The sequence below is a fragment of the Pseudomonas sp. SMV71 genome (assembly GCF_052042015.1).
Classification (GTDB): Bacteria; Pseudomonadota; Gammaproteobacteria; order Pseudomonadales; family Pseudomonadaceae; genus Aquipseudomonas.
This window is the reverse complement of record NZ_JBKGGU010000017.1, coordinates 45,396-64,832: the sequence shown is the minus strand read 5'-3', so window position 1 is coordinate 64,832 and position 19,437 is coordinate 45,396. Positions and strand designations below refer to the sequence as shown.

Sequence of the window (19,437 nt, the reverse complement as noted above, 5' to 3'; positions counted from 1 at the left end):
CTCCCACAGAGGTCTTCAGCGACCACGAAAACTGTGGGAGCGAGCTTGCTCCGGGCGGCGATCCGACGATGAGGCCCTAAGACCCTGCCCCCCTCACACCAACCCACACCGATCAAAAAACCGCTCACGCCCCAAAATCATGAGCGCCGCGCGCTTGTGGGGGAAGTCGAATTCCTTTTCACAGTGGAAACACTGATTGTGCAGGTGCCCGATCATCCGGGCGTTGTCGGCCCGGGGCTCGGCCACGATACGCTGGGTGCGCGGGTCATCGAGGAACAGGTAATGCACCAGCGCTGACAGCCAGCTCGCCACTTTATGCGGCCCGCGGTGCTGCTCTTCGCCCACCAGCATGTGAATGCCGCGGTCGTAGTCCCGGGCTTCATAGAACGGCGCGATTCGATCTTCCTTGGCCCAGTAGGCTTCGAAATAGCCAAACGGATGGTCATCGAAGCAGCCGATCAGGGTCAGGACCCGAGGATCGTGCTGCAGCTTGTTCAAATACTCGCGGTGCTGCTCCAGGCTGCCCTCCTCCTGCCAGAAGGCCGCGACTCGCGGGCTGTTCTGCCAGCGGTTGAATCGCACCAGGTCCTGCTCGATTTCCAGGGTGCGCAAGGACACCCAGGCCCCCAGCCGGGCGTCGAAACGCCGATACACTTCACCGCGCGGTTTCATGGGCCGACGCGGGTGGCGCCGGCCGTCACTGATGATCATCTGCTGCGGGTAGCTGCCGCTGAACGATTCCCCCAGCCAGGGCTGCGGCAGTTGCCAGAACATGGTGCGTTCGCAGACGTATTCGCCGGGACGCCCGGTGGCCGTCAGCAATCCGCTGAGCAAGGCTTCCCCGGGACGCTCGTTGAGGTGCCAGAGCAGCCGCTGGCAGTCCGGATCACGGGCAAACAGCCAGTAACAGGCCGCCCACAGCGCCGGGCCCACCGGTCGATCATTGAGTTCCTGCAAATGCAGCCGCAACTCCGGGTCGCGCTCCAGGCGCAACCGGATCAGCGGCGCCCCTTCGAGCATCAGGCTCAGGTGACGTTCGGTTTCATCGGCGCCGAGACGGCGCCCGCCCGGCAGCGGTAGCGCCGCCGGATGATTGAGGTTGGACATGGAAGGAGCTCGCGTATTCGTCGGTAGTCAACGTGGGACGTGAGCCAGGATGGGAAATTTAGTCTCAGGTCGAATGGTTGTGCGTGGGTACCAGTTCGATCTGGTAGGGCTTGAAAATCTTCAGCAACTGACCGTTGTCCCGCAATTTCTGCAGCAGCTGTCCGAAGGCTTCGCTGGTAATGGGCGCCTGCGGCCGGATCAACGCGTAATGGTGATACAGCTGGTCAATCCGTTCGGACACCAGCAACTGGGGGCCGACTTCAGGGTTGCGCAACACGTAGTCGTTCAGGTACGAACGGGTCACCAGGGCGATGTCCGCACGTCCGCGCAGCACCATCAGCAGGTTGCTGTCGTGGGAATACGTCAACGTGGCGTTGAACTGGCCGGCGAGGTACTTGGGGTCGGCGTTGAATTCGGCAAAGGCGTAGTGGTAGCCACTGAACAGGGCGAGGCGCTTGCCTCGCAAGTCGGAAAAGTAGCTTTGCTGGCGATCCGGGTGGCGCTGGGTGACGAAGATTTCCGCATCCTCCAGCCCCATGTCCACGGCGGTATGAGGCACGTCCTGCCAGCCCCAGTCCGGGTTCTCGAAAATCGCCATATCGACCCGACCCTGTTTGAAGTCATTGAAACGGCGCGGAATCGAGGTCGGGACCAGGACGAATTGATAGTCGGTCTGCAACCGGTTCAGATTTTCCACCAACTGGGGAAGCAGACCGGTATCGGCGCCGTTTTCAGGACGCACGGTGTAAGGCGGAAAATGTGCCGCGCCGATCCGTACCAGTTGCGCCGCCTGGACCTGCAAGGCCAGGAAGGCGACCAGCGCGGCCAGCAGCACACGCGAGGTCATCCCCATCGGTGAAAACGTCAAGATAACCACTCCCCAAGAGTACCCATCAATACAATCAAGCTAGGCGATCTGCGCCGCTTAGCCACCGTGCGGCCCATTTAGTGCACCGCTTTTTTATTGTTTTTCTTCAAGCACAAGGACCAGCGCCTGCTCGGCCAGCTCATCGAGGCTCAGGTTGCCCTCGGCGCGAAACCAGGTGGTGGTCCAGGACAACGCCCCCGTGAGGAAACGCCGGGTGATGAACACATCGCCGCGAATATACCCGGCCTGCTTGGCCTGGCCCAATACCTCCAGCCACAAGTCTTCATAGATATCGCGCAGGGCCAGCACGTGTTTCTGTCCTTGCTGGGACAGCGAACGCCACTCATAGACCAGCACTGCCATCGCCTCGCCGGTGCCGCCCATGATCGACTGCAATTCGCAACGGATCAGCGCCAGCACCCGTTCACGCACTGTGCCCGCCTCGGCCAGCGCGGCGCGCATCAACGCAGTGTTGTAGCGGATGGTTTCTTCCATCACCGCCCGCAGGATTTCGTCCTTGCTCTTGAAATGATGAAAGATGCTGCCCGACTGGATGCCCACGGCACTTGCCAGGTCGCGCACGGTGGTGCGTTCGAAGCCTTTGTTGCGAAACAGGTGGGCGGCGGTCTGGAGCAGCTTGCCGCGAGCGCTGTCCGGGTCGGTCAGTTGTCCGCTGTCGACCAGCTCGCGCATCACCCTCAAGGCTTTTTGCTCGTCCACCCGTTATCTCCTACAGTCGATCAACCCATGCGCGGCCATTGCTTCTGTGCAGCTGCCTCTGTACAGCAAGGTGGCGCGGGCAATTTAAGCTGAGCGACGCGACCAAGCAAGCGCTCGGCCAGAAGACGGAATCGATGTTTGCGAACCAAGCGCTTGCTTGGTAGTCTCGAGCGACGTTTGTCGGAGGGTGCTCCATGCCAAGAACGATCCGTATCGGTTGCGCCAGCGCCTTCTGGGGCGACACCTGCACCGCAGCGGCGCAGCTGGTCGAAGGCGGGGAACTGGATTACCTGGTGTTCGACTATCTGGCCGAAGTCACGATGTCGATCATGGCAGGGGCCCGTTTGAAGGACCCTCGGGCTGGCTACGCGAGAGACTTCATCGACGTCCTCACGCCCCTGCTCCAGCGCCTGCATGCAGATCGGATCCGCGTGATCAGCAACGCCGGCGGCGTCAATCCACAGGCTTGCGCCGCAGCGCTGCAAGCGGCTTGCGATACGGCCGGCGTACCGTTGAAGATCGCCGTGCTGCTGGGCGATGACCTGCAACCCCGGCTTCAACAGCTCGCCGGCCAGGACATTCGCGACCTGTCCAGTGGCGAACCGCTGCCTTCCACCTGTATTTCCACCAATGCCTACCTCGGTGCCCCCGGCATTGTCGAAGCCTTGCGCCTGGGGGCCGACATCGTGATCACCGGTCGCGTCGTCGACAGCGCGGTGGTCAGCGCCGCCCTGGTGCACGAGTTCGGCTGGGCCTGGCACGACTACGACAAACTGGCCCAGGCCGCCCTGGCCGGACATCTGATCGAATGCGGCGCGCAGTGCACCGGGGGCAACTTCACCGACTGGCGGGACGTCCCGGATTACGAGCACATCGGATTTCCCATCGTCGAGGTCAGCGCCGACGGCCAGTTCATCGTTACCAAGGCCCCAGGCACCGGCGGGTTGGTGACGCCGCTGACCGTCGGTGAGCAGTTGCTCTATGAGATCGGCGACCCGCAAGGCTACCTGCTGCCGGACGTGATCTGCGACTTCAGCCAGGTCAGGCTGATCCAGCAAGGCAAGCATGCGGTGCGTGTCCACGGTGCCCGAGGCCTGCCGCCCACGGGTCAATACAAGGTCTGCGCCACCTGGCCGGATGGTTTTCGCTGCACCGCCATGTGCCTGATCGCCGGCATCGACGCGGTGGCGAAGGCCGAACGCGTCAGCCAGGCAATCATCGCCCGGACTTCGCAAATGTTCAGCCAGCGCGGCTGGGAGCCTTTCAGCGAGGTGAGCGTCGAGCTGCTCGGCAGCGAAGCGACCTACGGCCAGCACGGCCAACGCCAGGACAGCCGCGAAGTGCTGATCAAGCTGGCGGTACGCCATCCGGACCAACAGGCGCTGGTATTGTTTTCAAAGGAAATAGCCCAAGCCGCAACCGGCATGGCGCCGGGCCTGACCGGTCTGGTGGGCGGCCGTCCCACGGTGTCACCGCTGATTCGCCTGTTTTCATGCCTCGTCGATAAGTCCGCCTGTCGGCTGGAAATCGAACTCGACGGCCAGCGCCACCCTTGTCCCCTGCCGGTCCTTGAACCGCTGGCGATCGCCGACCTGCCGATCGCCCCGGACCTGCCCAAGCCTCAGGGTCGGGCCGACGCCAGCGTTGCGCTGGTCAGACTGGCGGTGGCGCGCTCGGGCGACAAAGGTAACCACAGCAACATCGGCGTCATCGCCCGCGAGCCGGACTACCTGCCATGGATCGCCGAGGCGTTGACCCCGGAGGTGATGGTCGACTGGATGAGTCACGTGCTCGACCCGCTGCTGGGCCGTGTCGAGCGCTGGTACCTGCCGGGCACCCACAGTCTGAATTTCCTGCTGGAGCACGCCCTCGGTGGCGGTGGCGCCGCAAGCCTGCGCATCGATCCGCAGGGCAAGGCGTTCGCCCAGCAGTTGCTGGAAATCCAGATACCGGTGCCGCAGAGCATCGTCGACCAACTCGACTGAACGACGGCCATTGAAGAGGCAACCCTCGATGCCAGTGATCGAATCGCAGCTTGACCCGCACAGCGCCGAATTCGTCCGTAATCACGCTGCAATGCTGGCCGGGGTCGAGCAGTTGCAGCGGCTCGAACAGGCTGTGCAGGAGAAAGCCGCCCAGGTCCAGGGCAAGTTCGAGCAACGCGGGCAACTGTTACCGCGCCAGCGCGTGAACCTGCTGCTGGACCCCGGTGCACCGTTTCTCGAACTGGCGAGCCTGGCCGGCTACAAGCTGCATGACGACAAGGATGGCAGCGGAGCCGGCGCTGGGTTGATCGCCGGGATCGGCTATGTCAGTGGCGTGCGGGTGCTGGTGGTGGCGAACGACAGCGCAATCAAGGGCGGGACCATTTCCCCCAGCGGCCTGCACAAGACCTTGCGCCTGCAACGGATCGCCATGGAAAACCGACTGCCGGTGGTCACCCTTGCCGAAAGCGGCGGTGCCAACCTCAATTACGCCGCACAGATTTTCGTCGAAGGTGCGCGCAGCTTTGCCAATCAGGCGCGGATGTCGGCCATGGGCCTGCCACAGATCACGGTGGTGCATGGCTCGGCCACAGCGGGCGGCGCTTATCAGCCAGGACTGTCGGATTATGTGGTGGTGGTGCGCGACAAGGCGCGGCTGTTCCTCGCCGGGCCTCCGTTGCTCAAGGCTGCCACGGGCGAAATCGCCACAGAAGAAGAACTGGGCGGCGCGCTGATGCACGCCCAGGTGGCCGGCACCGCCGAATACCTGGCCGAAAACGACGCCGACGGCATACGCCTGGCCCGGGAGATTCTCAGCCTGCTGCCATGGGATGCGCACCTGCCGCCAGCGCCCGAGCGGACCTGGACGGAACCGCGCTACCCCGCCGATGAGTTACTGGGGTTGGTGCCGGATGATCCGAGGAAACCCTACGACGTGCGGGAAATCATCGCGCGCATCGCCGACGGTTCGAGTTTCCTGGAATTCAAGAGCGAGTTCGACCCCCAGACGATCTGCGGCCACCTGCACATCCGTGGCCATGCCGTGGGCATGATCGGCAACAACGGACCGATCACGCCCAAGGGCGCCAGCAAGGCCGCGCAGTTCATTCAACTATGTGACCAGAGTCGTACACCGCTGCTGTTCCTGCACAACACTACCGGGTTCATGGTCGGCACCGAAGCCGAACGCCAGGGCGTCATCAAGCACGGCGCCAAGATGATCCAGGCCGTGGCCAACGCCCGGGTGCCCAAGCTGACCGTCGTCGTGGGCGGTTCCTACGGCGCCGGCAACTACGCCATGTGCGGTCGCGGGTTGGACCCTCGGTTCATCTTCGCTTGGCCCAACAGCCGCACCGCCGTGATGGGCGGCGCCCAGGCCGGCAAAGTCCTGCGTATCGTTGCCGAGGCCACACAGATCAGGAACGGCCTGAGCCCCGATTTCAAAGCGCTGGACCTGCTGGAGCAAACCACCGCTCAACAACTCGACAGCCAGTCCACGGCGCTCTATGGCAGCGCCAACCTGTGGGACGACGGCTTGATCGATCCGCGCCAGACCCGCCCGTTGCTGGGCTTGCTGCTGGACATCTGTCACGAAGCCGAACGGCGGACGCTGCAACCCAACAGCTTCGGCGTGGCCCGTTTTTGAACACCCGAAGGACTTCCGAGCGCAGACCAGGGGAACAATAAACATGATCTTCACCCAGGAACACGAAGCGCTGCGGCGCACCGTTCGCCAGTTTGTCGACCACGACATCAACCCCTATGTCGACGAATGGGAGAAAGCCGGACGCTTTCCCATTCATGAGATTTTCCGCAGGGCCGGCGAACTGGGCCTGTTGGGTATCTCCAAGCCGCAACCGTTCGGCGGCATGGGCCTGGACTACAGCTACTCGATTGTTGCCGCCGAGGAATTCGGCACCATTCATTGCGGCGGCGTGCCGATGTCCATCGGCGTACAGACCGACATGTGCACGCCGGCCCTGGCGCGTTTCGGCTCCGATCAATTGCGTGAAGAGTTCCTGCGCCCGGCGATACGCGGCGAACAGGTGGGTTGCATCGGCGTCTCGGAGGTCGGCGCCGGTTCCGACGTCGCCGGGCTCAAGACCACGGCGCGCAAGGACGGCGGCGACTACATCATCAACGGCAGCAAGATGTGGATCACCAATGCGCCAAGCGCCGACTTCATCTGCCTGCTCGCCAATACCTCGGACGACAAACCCCACGTCAACAAGTCCCTGATCATCGTGCCGATGCACAGCCCCGGCGTCAGCCTCGGCCCGCACCTGGACAAACTGGGCATGCGCAGCTCGGAAACCGCCCAGGTGTTCTTCGACGACGTGCGGGTGCCGCAACGCAACCGCATCGGCCAGGAAGGCGCCGGGTTCATGATGCAGATGATGCAATTCCAGGAAGAACGCCTGTTCGGCGCGGCGAACATGATCAAGGGCCTGGAGCGCTGCGTCGACAGCACCATCGAATACTGCCAGGCGCGCCAGACCTTCGGCGCGGCGCTGATCGACAATCAGGTGATCCACTTTCGCCTGGCGGAACTGGCCAGCGAGATCGAATGCCTGCGGGCGCTGGTCTACCAGGCCACCGAGCAGTACATCGGTGGCCAGGACGTCACGCGACTGGCGTCCATGGCCAAACTCAAGGCCGGCCGCCTCGCCCGGGAGGTCACCGACAACTGCCTGCAATACTGGGGCGGCATGGGGTTCATGTGGGACAACCCCGTGGCACGGGCCTATCGTGATGTGCGACTGGTGTCCATCGGCGCCGGAGCGGATGAGATCATGCTGGGCATCATCTGCAAGTTGATGGGGATTTTGCCGGGGAAGAAAAAATGAACATCTGCCTGCCAGACCGTCATCGCGAGCAAGCTCGCTCCCACATGGACCGCGAGCATTGCCCATTGTGGGAGCGAGCTTGCTCGCGATGAGGCCCTGAAAGCCACTCCAAAAAGCCAAGGGATGATCACCATGCCCGCCTTCAGCAAAATCCTCATCGCCAACCGCGGCGAAATCGCCTGCCGGATCCAACGCACCGCCCAAGCCTTGGGCTATCGCACTGTGGCGGTGTACAGCGAGGCCGACGCCGACGCGCCGCACGTGCGCATGGCCGATGAAGCGGTGCTGATCGGTCCGGCCCCGGTGCAGCTATCCTATCTCGACCAACCGGCGATTCTCGACGCGGCCCGGCGCACCGGCGCCGACGCGATCCACCCCGGCTACGGCTTCCTTTCGGAAAACGCCGGGTTCGCCAGGGCCTGCGGCGAAGCCGGACTCGTGTTCATCGGTCCGAGCGCCGAGGCCATCGAACTGATGGGCAGCAAACGCCGCTCGAAAATCGCCATGGTCGCCGCCGGCGTACCCTGCATCGCCGGCTATCAGGGCAGCGCCCAGGATGATGATACGTTGCGCCGCGAAGCCGAACGCATCGGCTACCCGTTGATGATCAAGGCCAGCGCCGGCGGTGGCGGCCGTGGCATGCGCCTGGTGCAGCGGCCTGAGGACCTGCCGGACCTATTGCGCATTGCACGCTCCGAAGCACTGCATGGTTTCGGGAACGGCGAGCTGATTCTCGAACAGGCCTTGATCGATCCACGGCACGTCGAGGTGCAGATTTTCGGCGACCACCATGGTCAGTTGATCCATCTGGGCGAACGGGACTGCTCGATCCAACGGCGCCACCAGAAAGTCATCGAAGAAGCGCCCTGCCCGGTCATGACCGCCGAGCTGCGCCAAGCCATGGGCGAGGCCGCGCTCATGGCCGGGCGCGCGGTGAACTACGTCGGTGCCGGCACCGTGGAATTCCTGCTCGCCTCTAACGGCCGGTTCTATTTTTTGGAGATGAACACAAGGCTGCAAGTCGAGCACCCGGTGACCGAGCTGATCACCGGCCTGGACCTGGTGGCCTGGCAACTGGACGTCGCCGCAGGCCTGCCGTTGCCGCTGGGCCAGAGTCAGCTGCAACTGTGCGGACACGCCATGCAAGCCCGGCTTTACGCAGAGGACCCCAGCGCGGATTTCCTGCCCCAGACCGGGCAACTGGTGGGCTGGGAACCGCCCATCCGGGAGGGTGTGCGCACCGATCATGGACTGCTGGAGGGCCAGGCCGTCACGCCGTTCTATGATCCGATGCTGGGCAAGCTCATCGCCCATGGCGCGACCCGCGAAGAGGCTCGACGCAAACTGTTACGGGCAGTGGAAGACTGCGTGCTGCTTGGCATGCAAAGCAATCAGCGATTGCTGGCCGGGCTACTGGCGCATCCTCGTTTCATCGATGCGGACTTCGGCACTGGCTTCATCGGGCAGCACTTTACCGAGCTCACCGCACTGCGCAGCGCCGAACCCTGCGCCGAACAAGTGGCCATCGCAACGGCGCTGTTCTATCACGCCACGTATGCATTGCACGCTCCGGGCCTGGGCGGGTGGCGCAACAACACCGGCGCGACACTGCACTATCGAATCGGTGTCGGCGAGCACGACTGGTCGCTGACCCTGACTGCCGAAACCGATGGGACGTTGAACATCCGCTGCGCCGGGCAGTCGATCGGGCTGAAGCTGCTCGCCGTCGATCGGCGCCGGGCCACGCTGATCATCAACGGCGTTCGTCAGCACCATGACTGGCGTCTCGACGGCAGCAACCTATGGTTGTCCGCTCGCCCCGGCAGCGTGCGGTTTCAGGACTGCACCCGCGCCGCCGTGGCAGCGAAACCCATCACCGGCGACGGCACGCTGAGGGCACCGATGGACGGGGCCGTAGTCGAGGTGTTGATCAGCGAAGGCAGCATCGTGCGTCAGGGCCAACCGTTGATTGTGCTCGAAGCCATGAAAATGGAGCACCCTCTCAAGGCCGGCACCGACGGCGTGGTCAGGCACTTGCAGGTCAACCGGGGCGACCAGGTGAGGAACCGCCAGGTTTTGTTGCAGGTCGAAACAGCCGACTAGGCGGATACGCCGGGTTTGACTACGCTCAACCCCATCTGCGTGCCGATATCGGGAACCTTGCAATGCCTCACTGGCTGGTGATTGATCTGGAGGCCACTACCGATGAAGGTGGCTGGCCGGTAACCGAAATGGAAATTATCGAGATCGGCGCGACGCTGGTGAATCGTGACGGTCGTGAGGTGGACGCTTTCCAGCGCTTCGTGCGGCCCCTGAGGCGACCGCTGCTCACGCCTTTCTGTCGCGAGCTGACCCATATCACCCAGGCCAACATTGACAGCGCCGCGCCGTTGAGCGACGTCTGGCCCGCGTTTGAGCACTGGTTGGCGCCCTATCACGCGAAGTTGCAGAGCTGGGTCAGTTGGGGTGACTACGACCGCAAGCAACTGCTCCAGGAATGGCAGCGCCTGAACCTGCATGGCATCCTCGCCCAAGTCCCGCACATGAATCTCAAACAGCGCTTTGCCAAGGCCCGGCGCCTGGAGCGACCGTTGGGGCTCAATGGCGCACTGCAACTGGCCGGCCTGCAATTTGTGGGTCAGCAGCACCGGGCGCTGGAAGATGCGCGCAATACAGCGCGTCTGTTGCCTCTCGTGCTTCCAGTCTGAACGGCGGGCCGCGACTCGGTGCGGCAGATGACGAAACCTGAAGCCTTGTGCATACTGGCCGGCCTTTTTCAGCCCCTTTTTCGAGGAATCGCCCATGTTCAAAGTCAACGAGTACTTCGACGGCACCGTCAAGTCGATCGCTTTCGGCACCGCTGAAGGCCCTGCGACCATCGGTGTCATGGCACCGGGCGAATACGAATTCGGCACCGCCCAACGGGAAATCATGCACGTCGTCTCCGGCGCCCTGACGGTGAAACTGCCCGAGAGCAGTGACTGGGAAACCTTCGCCGCTGGCAGTCAGTTCAATGTTCCGGCCAACAGCAAGTTCCAGCTGAAAGTCGCCGTCGACACCGCTTACCTGTGCGAATACCGCGGCTGAAAACCAACACCAAAACCTGTGGCGAGGGCGCTTGCTCCCGTTGGACGCGTCAGCGTCCCTTCAATGTGACGCGTCAGGTTGGGGGCTGCTTTGCACCCCAGCGGGAGCAAGCTCCCTCGCCACAGAAGCCAATGGATGAATAAAAAAATGCCCGTGTCATTGGACACGGGCATTTTTTTAAAGGAGCTTTTTATTCGAGCACTTCTTATTCAAGCACTTCAACCGACATGCCGACTTCAAGCTGACCGTTGCTGTCGTTGACCAGGTTCTGGCCAAACATCGCCCCGTCCGGGGTCGAACGGTAGTGCTGCAAGGTGGCAAAGGGTTCGCGGTTCGGATCGCGCTCTCCGGTGTGCGGATCTACCGTGGTCATGATGCAGCGCGAGCATGGCTTGACCAGGCGGAATTCCACCTCGCCGATTCGAATGCGCTTCCAGCCATCCTCGGCGAACGCCTCGCTGCCCTCGACCACCAGGTTGGGGCGAAAACGCAGCATGTCCAACGGGCGGCCGACCCGATTGGACAAATCCTCGAGGGAAGCCTGGCCGATCAGCAGCAATGGAAAACCGTCGGCAAAGGCGACTTTGTCATCATCCTTGCCATAGCCGGCGGCGGTGGTGCGGGCCAGCTCCACCGGCACGTGCACCAGTCGCGTAGGGTTACCGATAAAATCGCTGACCCAGGCAGCCGCCTCATCGCCCGCGTCCGGCACGCGCAAGGTGTCCCGCCAGATGATCACCCCGCGCCGTTGTTCCTCGACGGTCACCGGTAGCGGCACGTCGATGGCGCCGTGGCCCGGCGCGCTGAGCGTAAGGCCGCCGGTCTCGTTCCACAACGCCGAGAGCTGGCTCATCTTCGCCACGGCGCGCTGGGTCAGGAAACGCCCCGTGCCCTCATCCACCAGCATCCAGCGCCGGTCACCGTCCAGCCCAAGCTTGTCCAGGCCAATCCCCTGCAGGGACTGGCCCTTGCCGGACTTCAACGGATAACGGTACAGCGCGCTCAGCCGCAACATGGTCAGCTTCCCTGGTGGCGAAAAAATGCCACCTTATACGAGCCGGCCATTGAAGCAAACCCGCATCAGCGTCAGTCCAACGCCAGCCGCTGGCGTACCACGTCGACCAGTTTGTCCGGCTGGAACTTGGAGAGGAAGTTGTCGCAGCCGACCTTCTTGACCATCGAGTCGTTGAAACTGCCGGACAGCGAGGTGTGCAACACAACATAAAGCCCGCGCAGACGTGGATCGTTGCGGATTTCGGTGGTCAGGCGGTAGCCGTCCATTTCCGGCATTTCCGCGTCGGTGAAGATCATCAGCAATTTGTCGGTCATCACCTCGCCGGTGTCGGCCCAGGCCTTGAGCATGTTCAAGGCTTTCAAGCCGTCGCTGGCGATGTGCATCTTCACGCCCAGTTGCCCCAAGGTATCGCGCAATTGCGAGAGCGCGACGTTGGAGTCATCCACCAGCAGCACTTCGCGGCCACGGGCGCGCTCCAGCACCGGGTCTTCGAGCTTGTCCCGGGAGACCTTGGCGTTATAGGGCACGATTTCAGCCAGGACCTTCTCCACGTCGATGATTTCCACCAACTGGTCGTCCACCTTGCTGATGGCCGTCAGGTAATGCTCCCGACCCGCACTGGACGGCGGCGGCAGAATGGCTTCCCAGTTCATGTTGACGATGCGGTCCACGCCGCCCACCAGGAACGCCTGGACCGAACGGTTGTACTCGGTGACGATGATGGTGCTGTTAGGCCCCGGTACCAGTGGACGCATGCCGATGGCCTGGGACAGGTCGATCACCGGCAGCGTCTGGCCGCGCAGGTTGACCACGCCGCAGACGAATGCATGGCGTTGCGGCATCAGGGTCAACTTCGGCAGTTGGAGGACTTCCTGGACCTTGAACACGTTAATGGCGAACAACTGCCGCCCCGCCAGGCGAAACATGAGAATTTCCAGGCGATTCTCACCCACCAGTTGGGTTCGTTGATCTACTGTGTCGAGAATGCCGGCCATCGATGACTCCTGGGCTTGTGCGGATGAATCCAATGAAACAGCTATCGGCTGCCTGCGTAGGATCTTGACCCCTCATAAAATATGAACGCGGGAAGTTGATATCACATTAACATCATGTTCTACTGGCTTCATTGCTTCATCCAGCATTTTTCTGCGCTGCGCGACCTCGGTTTGCGTATAAAGTTCCCTTCGCCTAAGGGATTCCCCTAGGCACAATCAGGTCCAACCTGATATTCCCGTTATTCAATAGCCATTAATGTGACGCCATTCTCATTGCTGAACGGAGTCAGGCCTTTGTGCGCGATCACGGGACATCGGTCCTCCAGCCTTCTGGCCGACCTTGCCAGTGCAATCGTTTGCGAATCTGCCTTCGATGTACACCACGGCGTCGCCGTCCTTGAAAACCAGCCGTTGGCCATACGCGGTTTCCTTTCGCCTGACATGATGTTGTGGAGATAAGCATGCCGAACGATCACAGGGACTGGAGTCAACGCTTCCCTGAATTCCTGAGCGAGGCGGAAACGCTGCTGGCCAAGTCCGAAGAGTGCCTGAGCCACCTGCAGTTGATCAGCAATGACAAAGACGCCATTGACTGCATGCTCAGCACCTTGCTGAAGCTGGCCAAGAAGGCCAATGCCCTGGCACTGGAATCGGTTTCGGAGTTTTCCCTGCATATCCATGGTTTGCTCAGCCATGCGCATAATCATATGGAACTGCATGATCAGGCCCTGGATGCCTTGAAGGATTGCTTTACGCTGATGGCGTGGCAGCTGGAACTGGTGGACCCCACCACCGGCAAGCTCAGCCTGGACAGCAGCGAACAGACTTCACTGATCGAAGCCTTCGCGTACCAGGTCGGACAGAGCCCCTGCCAGGCATCGGCCGTTTCACGCCCAGTGGTTCTGGTGCCCTTCGCTCATAAGCAAGCCTGAGATCAGTGCTTCCCGTCCGGCGGAGGCGGCCAGGCTCATCCCCCACAAGTGTTCATGCCGAGCGCGACCAACCATCCTCGAAGTGGTACTATCTCTCGCGTCAGTTGCTTCAACGGCCCTGCCCCACGCCGACCGAAGCCACCTTCGACCTGATACGTTTACCAACCCGGCCTGTCAGATGCCCTGACCGGCCAGCCCGCAGCGAACCTTCATTGGCTCCATCCGCTATGTACGCCAGCTTCAAATCCTTCATTACCTGGCCTCCCTCCCGAGAAAATGCCCGCCGCTTCACGTTAATGCTGTGCATCTGCTCGAGCGTCGGTTGCCTGCTGGCCTATCTGTTTGCCGATGAAGTGCCGCTGGTTCTGCTGGCGTTGAACGTCGCGGCCACGACCTGTGTCTGGATTCACCACCGCCTGGCCCGTACCTCCATCAAGCTCCAGCCGCAGGAACTGGCCGACCGACTGCTCGAAGTCCAGGAAAACGAACGCCGTCGACTCAGCCGTGAACTGCACGACGACATCGGCCAGTTGCTCACTGCGGCGAAGCTGCAAGGCGAATGGCTGAAGCGCCGGATGCCCGAAGAAATGCAGGGCCAGTGCACCACCCTCTGCGAGACCCTGGACGAAACCCTCGACAAAGTCCGCGATGTATCGGCGGTCCTCAATCCCCGGCAACTGACCAGCCTGGGCCTGGAAGCCAGTTTGCGGGCGCACCTGCTCAAGACACTGGCCAATGCGCCGGTCAAATGGAGCCTCGATTGCCAACAACGCATGACCGGCATCCCTGAAGAAATGTCGGTCGCGATCTTCCGGATTACCCAGGAAGCGGTCACCAACATGTTGCGCCATGCCGGGGCGAGCAATCTGCTGGTACGCCTGCAACGCTTGCCTGACGGCCTCACCTTGCTGATCGTCGATGATGGTCAGGGTTTTGTCCCGGCGCTCCACCCCGCCCATGAAGGCCAGCGTGGCATGGCCGGCATGTCGGAACGGGTCGAACAGCTGGGCGGCACCCTCACCGTCATCAGCGAAGCCGGCAAGGGCACCCACATCGAAGCCCGCCTACCCTGGGCGCCACGTGCCCTGGAACGGGCCAGTAAGAATAAGGTTCTCCATTGACTTGCAACTTACTGCTGGTAGATGACCACTCCCTGATCAGGGCCGGTGTACGCGCCCTGATCAGCGATATTCCGGACTATGCCGTCATCGGTGAAGCCAATGACGGCAAGCAACTGGTGGAATTGGTCGAACGGCTGGCCCCGGATATCGTGCTGCTGGACATTTCCATGAAAGACACCAGCGGCCTGGATGCCTTGCAGCAACTCAAGCGAGTAAGGCCACAAAGCAAGGTGCTGATCCTGTCCATGCACACCGACCCGGCGCTGATCATGCAGGCCCTGGAATCCGGCGCCCATGGCTATCTGCTCAAGGACACCAGCCCCACCGAGCTGGAACACGCCCTGGACGCACTGCGCAACAACGAACGCTACCTGAGCCCGGCCATCGCCCACACGGTGATCAATCAGGCGCTGACCCGTGCCCAGAAACAGCAGTCCGACCCTGCCCAGGCCCATAATCTGACGGCACGCCAGCTGGAAATCCTGCGCCTGATCGTGCGCGGCAAGTCCACCCGGGAAATCGCCAACGGCCTGAGCCTGAGCATCAAGACCGTGGAAACCCATCGAGCGCAGATCATGAAGCGCTTGCAGATCCACGATGTGGCCGGGCTCGTGCTGTTCGCCGTGCGCGAAAAAATCATCAGCCTGGACGATTGAGCGTCCCCGGGCCGCCCAGCAAGGGTGAATCGGACGGCAGGTGCACCCGCAACGCCTTGGGACGCACCGTGAAACGCAACGCGTCGACCTGCAACGGTTCGCCATCCAGATTGATATCCAGGCCCTGAGCAACCTTGATCTCCACCCAGGGCAGACGCGCCCGCACGAACATGTTGTCGATGCCCAGGCCGCCGGCGAGCAAATCCTTCAAGGTCCCCACCACTTCCTGAGGCGCCGGCAGGATGCTGATGTCCAGCAACCCATCGTCAGCCAACGCCTGCGGGCACAGGACATGGCCTCCTCCCGCCTGTCGGCCATTGCCGATGCCCAGCGCCAGCAAATCGCCCTGCCAGTGAAAATCCGGTCCCTGCAGTTCGCCATAGGCCGCGCTCAGCTCACTGAACCGCGTCAGACCGGTGAACAGATAGGCGGCGCCACCCAAGACTTTCTTCAGATCTTCCGAGGTGTTCGCCGTCACTTGGCTGCCAAACCCTCCGGTAGCCATATTCAGGAAAATCGCGCCGCCGACTTCCCCCACGTCTACGGCCCGCGGGGCAACGTCCAGCAGGCCCAAGGCCTGCTCAGGCTCCAGTGGAACACCGGCCGCCCGGGCAAAATCATTGGCCGTGCCCAACGGCAGGAGCACCAGGCTGGCATCACTGGCCTTGAGGACCATTGCCTCGGCGATATCGCGCAACGTCCCGTCACCGCCTCCGGCGATCAGACGGGTGTAACCGGCGTCCAGCGCCTCATTGACGCATCGCCGGGCATCGCCGGCCTCCCAGGTCAAGCGCACCGCCAGGTCCCAGCCTTGCTTGCGCTTGAGCATTACCGCCGCGCGAACCTCTTCGTTGAGCGCCTGCTTGCCATGCAATATCAACAGCGCCTTGCCCTTGCTCATCGTTCTCTCCGTCATTGGAAGGTTCAGGAAATGGGACCACTCATCCGGCTGAAAAAGCCCTATTGGCGCCAATTCAGTAAAAAATACCGCGCAGCCGTACCGAACCAAGGCCGGCTGAGCCACTCGCCGGACCGATACTTCGGTATTCGAAGAGTTTTCTTACAAGATCTGGCGAATCAGCTCAATTGACCCTCTAGCGGTATTGAGACACCTTGGGATTCTGTTTTGCTGGATCATCGAAAACACTCATCACACAAGGAAATACTGACCCATGGATGGATACAACGCGGCCCTCAGGGGCTGGATCAGAGGTTCGAACAGTGCAGGCCGAAGGGATGGGTCGTCCCATGCATAGCCGTGAATATAAGCTGTCGCCACGGCCGCTCGCATCCTTTGGGAGCGAGCGGGCCAATGCTCAGAACGAATGCAAAAGTTGCAACAGTCCCTCCGGAGGAATCGATTTGGAACCGCGCGTCGTTGAACTGGAAACCCACCTTAAATACATCCGCAAAGACATGGATGAGATCCGCACCGACGTAAAGGTGATCCGCCACAGGCTGGCCTATTCGGCCGGCGCTGCGGCGGTGGTGCTTGGCCTGCTGGGCTGGATCGCGAACAGCCGCTTCGACCAGGTGGTCATGCTGTTGACCCGATGACAGCAGCACGGGCAAGGGCCCGGGGATCCGGCTCGGGCCGCAGGATTGTCGCCGCGGCGTCAGCCCAGCACTTCACTCAAGGGAATGAAGCTGACTTCGTCGCCCTCGACCAGCGTTTGCTGCTCGAGCACCTCGACCAGCCCTTCGGCCCAGGCTGCGCTGCGCAGGACACCGGAGCTCTGATTGCGATAGATGATCGCTCGCCCGTTCTCCATTCGACCGCGCAAGTATTCTCGCCGGCTGCCGGCCTTCGACCAGGCGAAACCGGCTGGCACCTTGAACTTGAGCGGCGCGACCGACTGAACACCCTGGCGTCTGAGCAGATAAGGCCTGGCCAACAGGGCGAAGGTCACCAGGGTAGAAGCCGGGTTCCCGGGCAGGCCGATCACCGGCACGCCACGGTAGTGCCCGAACGTCAATGGTTTACCAGGCTTGATGGCGAGTTTCCAGAGCGCCAGCTCTCCGTCCTCGCGCAAGGCGATGCCCAGGAAGTCCGCTTCGCCCACCGACACGCCGCCGGTGGACAGAATCAGGTCGACGTCCGACAACTGCGCCAGACGCTCGCGGGTAGCCGGCAGATCGTCCGGAAGGATACCTGCGTCGATCACTTCGCAGCCCAGGCCCTGTAGCCAGCCGCAGAGCAGCACCCGGTTACTGTTATAGATCTGACCAGCGCCCAGTGTCTGGCCCGGCTCGACCAGTTCGTCGCCGGTGGACAGCACCGCAACGCGTACCTTGCGCACCACCTCCAGCGATGCACACCCCAATGAGGCCGCCAGCCCCAGCTCGATCGGCCCCAGGCGCGTACCAGCGCTGAGGACTTGTTCCCCGACGGTGGTTTCCTGCCCCTGGGGACGAATGTTCTGCCCAACGACCATGGATTCGGTAAACCGCACCCGCTGGTCGTCTTCGACCACCGTATTTTCCTGCATCTCGACACAATCGGCACCGGCAGGCACGGGCGCTCCGGTGAAGATCCGCGCACAGGTTCCTGCCGCCAGCCGCTGCGGCGCCTGGCCGGCGAAGACCCGCTGGCTGACCGTCAACGGTTCACCACTCCAGTCGGCCAAGCGCAAGGCATAGCCGTCCATCGCGCTGTTGGGCCAAGGCGGTAAATCAAGAGTCGACACCAGATCCTGCGCCAGCACCCGACCGAGCGACTCGGCCAAGGGCAGACGCTCGCGTTCGAGGATCGGTGCCGCTTGGGCCATTTCGAGCAGGCGCTGCAATGCCACCTCTACGGCCATCAAGGCCCCGGCCTTGCCAGGTTTACCCACGGGATTCACAGGGTGCCGCCTGTTTCAGATGGGCCACGAAGTTACATGGTCGATGCCGCACATCCAGCTGTTCGGCCAGGATCCCGTCCCACCCTGTGCGCACTGCATTGGTCGAACCTGGAAGGCAACATACCAGCGTGCCATTGGCCAGGCCTGCCAGCGCCCGGGACTGCACGGTCGAAGTGCCGATGTCCGCCACCGAGATCTGCCTGAACAACTCGCCGAATCCATCGACCTGCTTGTCCAGCAGGCATGTGACGGCCTCCGGAGTGCTATCGCGACCGGTGAAGCCGGTGCCGCCGGTGATTAGCACCACCTGCACCACCTCTTCGGCAATCCAGGTCGCAACCTGCGCCCGGATTTTGTACAAGTCATCTTTGAGCAATACCCGCGCCGCCAGATTATGACCGGCAGCCGTGAGCCGATCGACGAAGACCTGCCCGGAGGTGTCGGTTTCCAGGGTACGGGTATCGCTGACAGTCAACACCGCAATATTGAGCGGCACGAAAGGTACATCGGCCTTGGCTTTCATAGGCTCGTCCAGTTGTAGTGGAAACAGCCCGGTGTTATATCACAGCGCCTGATTTTTTCGCCTGTGCGGATACAACGCCATGAACTCGACCACCTCCCTGCCATCATGCTCCATTCTGCTATTGGCGGGTGGTCGTGGACAACGCATGGGTGGCCGGGACAAAGGCCTGCTTGAATGGCAAGGCGAACCGCTGATAGCCCATCTGCACCGCCAGACCCGAGCGATGAGCGATGACCTGATTGTTTCCTGCAACCGCAATCGGGATCGCTATGCAATGTATGCCGATCAGTTGGTGCAAGACGATGAAGGCGACTTTCCCGGCCCATTGGCCGGGATCCGTGCGGGCCTCAAGGTGGCAAGACACCCGTATTTGCTGGTATTGCCGTGCGACGTACCGCAAATCGACGCGAACCTGCTCGACGGTATGCGCAGAACCGCCAGCGAACACCCTGACAGGCCGTTGATGGTCCGGCATGGCGAGCATTGGGAACCGTTGATATGCATCATTCCGCTGGTGTTGGCGGTGACCTTCGAACAGGCCTGGAATGAAGGCGAACGCAGCCCTGGCCGCATTATGCGCTCGCTGCATGCGGTCGCCCTGCAATGCCCGGCTGACGATCCGCGGTTGGCAAACCTGAACACACCGGAATTACTGGCCCGTCATAAAGGCGTGTCAGATTGACACTAGCCAGGAACTTGCGCGCGATGTATACGTCTGAAGGTCAGTAACTTGAAGAAT

General features: G+C 62.1%; 19 protein-coding genes. 11 read left to right on the top strand and 8 right to left on the bottom strand.

All coding sequences use genetic code 11. The annotated features are described in order from the left end of the window. Positions 1–93: 93 nt before the first annotated feature. From ACLEJQ_RS18410 to ACLEJQ_RS18400, 3 genes are all read right to left on the bottom strand, one after another. Positions 94–1,107 carry a GNAT family N-acetyltransferase gene (locus tag ACLEJQ_RS18410; RefSeq protein ID WP_440797189.1) on the bottom strand — a complete coding sequence of 338 codons (1,014 nt, stop codon included), beginning with the start codon at positions 1,105–1,107 and terminating at the stop codon, positions 94–96. A 64-nt stretch (positions 1,108–1,171) separates the two neighbouring features. Continuing rightward, on the bottom strand, positions 1,172–1,954 hold the full coding sequence (locus ACLEJQ_RS18405) for a substrate-binding periplasmic protein (RefSeq protein ID WP_440797305.1): 783 nt from the start codon (positions 1,952–1,954) through the stop codon (positions 1,172–1,174). Between the two features lie 114 nt (positions 1,955–2,068). Next, on the bottom strand, positions 2,069–2,695 hold the full coding sequence (locus tag ACLEJQ_RS18400; protein WP_440797187.1) for a TetR/AcrR family transcriptional regulator: 627 nt from the start codon (positions 2,693–2,695) through the stop codon (positions 2,069–2,071). 194 nt (positions 2,696–2,889) lie between these two features. Here ACLEJQ_RS18400 and ACLEJQ_RS18395 point away from each other — a divergent pair, with 194 nt between their 5' ends. From ACLEJQ_RS18395 to ACLEJQ_RS18370, 6 genes are all read left to right on the top strand, one after another. Then, on the top strand, positions 2,890–4,680 hold the full coding sequence (locus ACLEJQ_RS18395; RefSeq protein ID WP_440797185.1) for an acyclic terpene utilization AtuA family protein: 1,791 nt from the start codon (positions 2,890–2,892) through the stop codon (positions 4,678–4,680). 28 nt (positions 4,681–4,708) lie between these two features. After that, a complete protein-coding gene (locus ACLEJQ_RS18390) occupies positions 4,709–6,325 on the top strand; it encodes an acyl-CoA carboxylase subunit beta (RefSeq protein WP_440797183.1) in 1,617 nt (538 codons plus the stop codon). A 43-nt stretch (positions 6,326–6,368) separates the two neighbouring features. Next, entirely contained in the window at positions 6,369–7,526 is a 1,158-nt protein-coding gene (gene atuD / locus ACLEJQ_RS18385; RefSeq protein WP_440797181.1) for a citronellyl-CoA dehydrogenase, read from the top strand. A gap of 132 nt (positions 7,527–7,658) precedes the next feature. Then, positions 7,659–9,629, top strand: a complete 1,971-nt coding sequence (locus ACLEJQ_RS18380; protein WP_440797179.1) for an acetyl/propionyl/methylcrotonyl-CoA carboxylase subunit alpha — start codon at positions 7,659–7,661, stop codon at positions 9,627–9,629. A 62-nt stretch (positions 9,630–9,691) separates the two neighbouring features. Beyond that, complete coding sequence (locus ACLEJQ_RS18375; RefSeq protein ID WP_440797177.1) at positions 9,692–10,234, top strand: exonuclease domain-containing protein; 543 nt, start codon at positions 9,692–9,694, stop codon at positions 10,232–10,234. Positions 10,235–10,328: 94 nt separating this feature from the next. After that, complete coding sequence (locus ACLEJQ_RS18370) at positions 10,329–10,613, top strand: pyrimidine/purine nucleoside phosphorylase (protein WP_245144359.1); 285 nt, start codon at positions 10,329–10,331, stop codon at positions 10,611–10,613. A 205-nt stretch (positions 10,614–10,818) separates the two neighbouring features. On the opposite strand, the gene ACLEJQ_RS18365 is transcribed toward ACLEJQ_RS18370, so the two are convergent. Continuing rightward, positions 10,819–11,628 (bottom strand): MOSC domain-containing protein, encoded by an 810-nt coding sequence (locus tag ACLEJQ_RS18365; RefSeq protein WP_440797175.1) that lies wholly within the window; start codon positions 11,626–11,628, stop codon positions 10,819–10,821. 71 nt (positions 11,629–11,699) lie between these two features. Continuing rightward, on the bottom strand, positions 11,700–12,623 hold the full coding sequence (locus ACLEJQ_RS18360; protein WP_440797173.1) for a chemotaxis protein CheV: 924 nt from the start codon (positions 12,621–12,623) through the stop codon (positions 11,700–11,702). 461 nt (positions 12,624–13,084) lie between these two features. On the opposite strand from ACLEJQ_RS18360, the gene ACLEJQ_RS18355 reads away from it, so the two are divergent. From ACLEJQ_RS18355 to ACLEJQ_RS18345, 3 genes are all read left to right on the top strand, one after another. Continuing rightward, complete coding sequence (locus ACLEJQ_RS18355; protein ID WP_440797171.1) at positions 13,085–13,555, top strand: hypothetical protein; 471 nt, start codon at positions 13,085–13,087, stop codon at positions 13,553–13,555. A 227-nt stretch (positions 13,556–13,782) separates the two neighbouring features. Continuing rightward, on the top strand, positions 13,783–14,676 hold the full coding sequence (locus ACLEJQ_RS18350; protein WP_440797304.1) for a sensor histidine kinase: 894 nt from the start codon (positions 13,783–13,785) through the stop codon (positions 14,674–14,676). Then, positions 14,673–15,332 (top strand): response regulator, encoded by a 660-nt coding sequence (locus tag ACLEJQ_RS18345; RefSeq protein WP_440797169.1) that lies wholly within the window; start codon positions 14,673–14,675, stop codon positions 15,330–15,332. The genes ACLEJQ_RS18350 and ACLEJQ_RS18345 overlap by 4 nt, the downstream gene beginning before the upstream one ends. Here ACLEJQ_RS18345 and yegS read toward each other — a convergent pair. Further along, a complete protein-coding gene (yegS, locus tag ACLEJQ_RS18340) occupies positions 15,316–16,233 on the bottom strand; it encodes a lipid kinase YegS (protein WP_440797167.1) in 918 nt (305 codons plus the stop codon). The two genes, ACLEJQ_RS18345 and yegS, sit on opposite strands and share 17 nt — an antisense overlap. 347 nt (positions 16,234–16,580) lie before the next feature. Between yegS and ACLEJQ_RS18335 the strand changes: the two genes are divergently transcribed. After that, positions 16,581–16,889 carry a hypothetical protein gene (locus ACLEJQ_RS18335; protein WP_440797165.1) on the top strand — a complete coding sequence of 103 codons (309 nt, stop codon included), beginning with the start codon at positions 16,581–16,583 and terminating at the stop codon, positions 16,887–16,889. 59 nt (positions 16,890–16,948) lie between these two features. Here the strand turns inward: ACLEJQ_RS18335 and ACLEJQ_RS18330 are convergent, their stop codons facing one another. Continuing rightward, positions 16,949–18,136 (bottom strand): molybdopterin molybdotransferase MoeA, encoded by a 1,188-nt coding sequence (locus tag ACLEJQ_RS18330; RefSeq protein WP_440797302.1) that lies wholly within the window; start codon positions 18,134–18,136, stop codon positions 16,949–16,951. A 22-nt stretch (positions 18,137–18,158) separates the two neighbouring features. After that, positions 18,159–18,698, bottom strand: coding sequence for a molybdenum cofactor biosynthesis protein B (gene moaB, locus ACLEJQ_RS18325; protein ID WP_245144373.1), 540 nt, complete (start codon positions 18,696–18,698; stop codon positions 18,159–18,161). Positions 18,699–18,777: 79 nt separating this feature from the next. Between moaB and mobA the strand changes: the two genes are divergently transcribed. Then, on the top strand, positions 18,778–19,380 hold the full coding sequence (mobA, locus tag ACLEJQ_RS18320; protein ID WP_440797163.1) for a molybdenum cofactor guanylyltransferase MobA: 603 nt from the start codon (positions 18,778–18,780) through the stop codon (positions 19,378–19,380). Positions 19,381–19,437 lie beyond the last annotated feature (57 nt).

What these genes read in the sequence shown, in the direction of transcription:
- ACLEJQ_RS18410 (WP_440797189.1), bottom strand. Translation starts at nt 1,107, where the DNA reads ATGTCCAACCTCAATCATCCGGCGGCGCTACCGCTGCCGGGCGGGCGC.
- ACLEJQ_RS18405 (WP_440797305.1), bottom strand. Translation starts at nt 1,954, where the DNA reads ATGACCTCGCGTGTGCTGCTGGCCGCGCTGGTCGCCTTCCTGGCCTTG.
- ACLEJQ_RS18395 (WP_440797185.1), top strand. Translation starts at nt 2,890, where the DNA reads ATGCCAAGAACGATCCGTATCGGTTGCGCCAGCGCCTTCTGGGGCGAC.
- ACLEJQ_RS18390 (WP_440797183.1), top strand. Translation starts at nt 4,709, where the DNA reads ATGCCAGTGATCGAATCGCAGCTTGACCCGCACAGCGCCGAATTCGTC.
- atuD (WP_440797181.1), top strand. Translation starts at nt 6,369, where the DNA reads ATGATCTTCACCCAGGAACACGAAGCGCTGCGGCGCACCGTTCGCCAG.
- ACLEJQ_RS18380 (WP_440797179.1), top strand. Translation starts at nt 7,659, where the DNA reads ATGCCCGCCTTCAGCAAAATCCTCATCGCCAACCGCGGCGAAATCGCC.
- ACLEJQ_RS18375 (WP_440797177.1), top strand. Translation starts at nt 9,692, where the DNA reads ATGCCTCACTGGCTGGTGATTGATCTGGAGGCCACTACCGATGAAGGT.
- ACLEJQ_RS18370 (WP_245144359.1), top strand. Translation starts at nt 10,329, where the DNA reads ATGTTCAAAGTCAACGAGTACTTCGACGGCACCGTCAAGTCGATCGCT.
- ACLEJQ_RS18365 (WP_440797175.1), bottom strand. Translation starts at nt 11,628, where the DNA reads ATGTTGCGGCTGAGCGCGCTGTACCGTTATCCGTTGAAGTCCGGCAAG.
- ACLEJQ_RS18360 (WP_440797173.1), bottom strand. Translation starts at nt 12,623, where the DNA reads ATGGCCGGCATTCTCGACACAGTAGATCAACGAACCCAACTGGTGGGT.
- ACLEJQ_RS18355 (WP_440797171.1), top strand. Translation starts at nt 13,085, where the DNA reads ATGCCGAACGATCACAGGGACTGGAGTCAACGCTTCCCTGAATTCCTG.
- ACLEJQ_RS18350 (WP_440797304.1), top strand. Translation starts at nt 13,783, where the DNA reads ATGTACGCCAGCTTCAAATCCTTCATTACCTGGCCTCCCTCCCGAGAA.
- yegS (WP_440797167.1), bottom strand. Translation starts at nt 16,233, where the DNA reads ATGAGCAAGGGCAAGGCGCTGTTGATATTGCATGGCAAGCAGGCGCTC.
- ACLEJQ_RS18335 (WP_440797165.1), top strand. Translation starts at nt 16,581, where the DNA reads ATGCATAGCCGTGAATATAAGCTGTCGCCACGGCCGCTCGCATCCTTT.
- ACLEJQ_RS18330 (WP_440797302.1), bottom strand. Translation starts at nt 18,136, where the DNA reads ATGGCCGTAGAGGTGGCATTGCAGCGCCTGCTCGAAATGGCCCAAGCG.
- moaB (WP_245144373.1), bottom strand. Translation starts at nt 18,698, where the DNA reads ATGAAAGCCAAGGCCGATGTACCTTTCGTGCCGCTCAATATTGCGGTG.
- mobA (WP_440797163.1), top strand. Translation starts at nt 18,778, where the DNA reads ATGAACTCGACCACCTCCCTGCCATCATGCTCCATTCTGCTATTGGCG.